The sequence below is a fragment of the Plantibacter sp. ME-Dv--P-095 genome (assembly GCF_030209365.1).
In the GTDB taxonomy this organism is placed as follows: Bacteria; Actinomycetota; Actinomycetes; order Actinomycetales; family Microbacteriaceae; genus Plantibacter.
In genome coordinates, this window is record NZ_JARVSB010000014.1 from 1 (window position 1) to 1,643 (window position 1,643).

Annotated in this window: 2 protein-coding genes; one reads left to right on the forward strand and one right to left on the reverse strand. The window is 68.4% G+C overall.

Translation table 11 applies throughout. The features are described 5' to 3' along the window. The coding region (locus tag QRN26_RS17920) for a hypothetical protein (protein ID WP_285037771.1) at positions 1-584 on the reverse strand (584 nt) is incomplete at its 3' end. A 57-nt stretch (positions 585-641) separates the two neighbouring features. Between QRN26_RS17920 and QRN26_RS17925 the strand changes: the two genes are divergently transcribed. After that, positions 642-887, forward strand: a complete 246-nt coding sequence (locus QRN26_RS17925) for a hypothetical protein (protein ID WP_285037772.1) — start codon at positions 642-644, stop codon at positions 885-887. Positions 888-1,643: the final 756 nt, after the last annotated feature.

A 1,643-nucleotide genomic window follows, 5' to 3' on the forward strand; every position in this document is an offset into this window, starting at 1 on the left:
GCATCAGCATCAGCATCAGCATCAGCATCAGCATCAGCATCAGCATCAGCATCAGGAGCATCGTCGATGTCGAAGAACTCCTCGACGACGACCATGGTCTCCCCCTCGTCGTCGGCGGCCGACTGCTCGAGCGCCTCAGCGGCGATCGTCGCGCGGTCGTGCCAGACGGACGCCTCATCGGAACGGCCGAGGACGTCGAGCGTCTCGGCGTAGGCGTTGAAGAGCGCCGGGCTGTAGGAGAAGGCCCGCTTCGGATCGAGCTGCGGGATCTGCAGCTCGGTCAGGGCGTCCTCGGTCTGGCCGAGATCGAGGCGGGCCCCGGACATGGCGATCGCCAACGCGACACGCACCGGGACGTCGAGCGTGGCGCGGTCGACGGATCGGCCGAGTTCCAGGGCGCGCTCCGGACGGCCGACACCGCGCTCACTGTCGACCATGAGCGGCAACTGATCGTCCTTGCCGGAGATCCGTCGGTAGGTCCGGAGTTCGCGGAGTGCGAGAGCGTAGTCACCGGTCTCGTAGGCGGTGATCGCGAGGGTCTCTCGGACCATCGCGATCCGACCGGCACGACGTGCAGCGGACATGGCATGCAGATGAGCGAGCGCTGGGTCGGTGTCGATCAGCCGGGCCGCCATGGCCAGGTGCTGCGCGACGCCGTCGGCGTTCTCCTTGCTGAGGGTCTTGAGCTCGTTGCGAGCTCCCTTGTCGAGATCCTGGGGGGTGACGTCCGCGGGAATCTCCGGGTCATCGTGGCGAGGACGGATCGACTTGAGCTCGAACGCGATGCGCTCCTCCTCCGTCAGCTCACGTTCCTTCCGGAAGGCGTCGCGGTCACCACGAGCCGGCGCACCGTCGCGCGTCCACAGTTCGCGGCCGCCGCTCCGTGAGCCACTGTCGCGGCCGCGGTCGGGACGGCCGCCACGATCGGACGAGTGCCCGCGATCCGTGCGGTTCCCGCGATCCGGTCGGTCGCCCGATGCAGGACGGTCGCCGCTTCGCGCGGGACGGTCGGACCGCTGTGGGCGGTCACCCGAAGCCGGGCGATCACGCTGCCACGCAGGCCGATCGGAACGCTGCGGTCGATCGCCGGATGAGGGACGGTCCCCGCTCCGGGCGGGACGGTCTGAGCGCTGCGGTCGATCGCCCGAGGCAGGGCGATCCTGTTGCCAAGCGGGGCGGTCCGAACGCTGCGGGCGGTCGCCTGACGAAGGACGGTCGCCACTCCGCGCCGACCGGTCCGACCGCTGCGGGCGATCGCCGGAAGCCGGGCGATCCCGCTGCCAAGCGGGGCGATCAGAGCCCTGTGACCGATCGCCTCGAGGACCGTCACCACGCTGCGGCCTGTCACCGCGCGGGTTGTCGCTTCGTCGACCGGGGCTCGTGTTCGGGCGTCCATCACCGGACGATCGAGGTGCTCGTCGCTCGCCCTTGTCGGGCTGGTCTGCTGACTGGTCACTCACGATGATCTCCACGGTGTTCGAACGCCGTCACCCGGCGTCTGCCTGCTGAATCCTGTGTCCCACGCTACTCGCGAGACGTCGACTTCACGCGGTTCGTCTGCTCAGGCATACTGCCTGAGCACACTGCGCGTTAACGCAAAATGGCCACCCAAGAACCTTGGGTGGCCATTTCAACGAAGAAGT